The organism is Kocuria sp., assembly GCF_030536815.1.
In the GTDB taxonomy this organism is placed as follows: domain Bacteria; phylum Actinomycetota; class Actinomycetes; order Actinomycetales; family Micrococcaceae; genus Kocuria; species Kocuria gwangalliensis.
Window position 1 is genome coordinate 4090 of the sequence record NZ_JAUNPE010000145.1, and the last position, 1333, is coordinate 5422.

Annotated in this window: 1 protein-coding gene; it reads right to left on the reverse strand. The window is 69.1% G+C overall.

The features are described 5' to 3' along the window. On the reverse strand, positions 1 to 1316 hold a 1316-nt coding region (locus Q4E95_RS10875; RefSeq protein ID WP_303383327.1), incomplete at its 3' end, for a 3-hydroxyacyl-CoA dehydrogenase NAD-binding domain-containing protein. Positions 1317 to 1333: the final 17 nt, after the last annotated feature.

A 1333-nucleotide genomic window follows, 5' to 3' on the forward strand; every position in this document is an offset into this window, starting at 1 on the left:
GTATTGGTGGCGAGAATCGCGTCAGCACGCAGCACCGGCTCCCACTGGGCGAAGACCTTCTTCTTGACGTCGAGCTCCTCGAAGACCGCCTCGATCACGAAGTCCGCGTCCGCGAGATCCTCGGGGCTCTTGGCGCCGGTGATCAGGGAGCCCAGCTTCTCGGCCTGTTCGGGGCTCATGCGGCCCTTCTCCGCCTGCGCGGTGAACCGGTCGCGGGTGCGCTGCACACCGGTGGCCAAGCGCTCGTCGTCCAGGTCGGTCATGACCACGGGAATCTGGGCGCCCTGGGCCATCAGGCTCGCGAGCTGGCCCGCCATCAGACCCGCGCCAATGACCGCCGCCCTGCGGATGGGGCGCACGGGGGCGTCCGGCACGTTGGCGGCAGCGCGGCGTCGGGCGGTGACCAACTCGAATGCGTAGAGGGAGGCCTTGGCGGCGTCGGTCCGCAGCACGGACGAGGCCAACTGCACGGCCGCTGCGGCATTGGCGTGCCGGGAATCCGTCCGGGCGCGCCCCACCAGATCGATGGCCGCGACCGGACCCGGCGCGGCACCGTGCCAGGCGCGCTCGGCCTTGGCCCGGGCGGAGTCCACGGCGCCCTGCCAGGCGGCGTCGTCATCGGAGGACCTGCGCGGTTCGTGCTTGCCATCGAGAGCATCGACCACCCACTGCCGCCACTGCTGATCCCACTCGCTCGTCCCCGGGGAACCGTCCAGTACGGCGTCGACCATGCCGATCTCCAAGGCCTGCTGAGGCTTGAGGTTCCGCCCGCGCATGGAGTCGGTGACGATCACGTCGAGGGCGGCCTGGGCGCCGACCAGGTGCGGCAACAGGTAGACGCCGCCCCAGCCGGGGAAGAAGCCCAGGTGGCACTCGGGCAGGCCCAGCTGCGCCTTTCCCGAGGCGGCCAGGCGATAATCCGAGTGCAGGGCCAGCTCCATGCCGCCACCCAGGGCCATGCCCGTGACGAGTGAAAAGGTGGGCACCGGCATGTCCGCGAGCACCGCGAACGTCTCGTGCCCGGCCCAAATGTAATCCTCCGAGGCATCGTTGAGCTGCGCGTGCCGGATCTCCTTGAGGTTCGCCCCTGCACCGAAGGATGTGGTGTTGCCCGTGACAACCACGGCCTCAACCGCGGAGGTGTCAATTGCCGTGAGTTCGCGGCGCAGCTGCTGCAGCGCCTCAGAACCCCAGATGATCAGCCCCTTGGAGTCCGCGGAGTCCAGGCTGACCAGGGCAATCGGACGTTCGCGCCCGGGGAGGACCGGATAATCCACGCCAATGGTCACGGTGGAGGGGAACTTGGTCTCGGTCACGCTGAACTCCTGAGCAC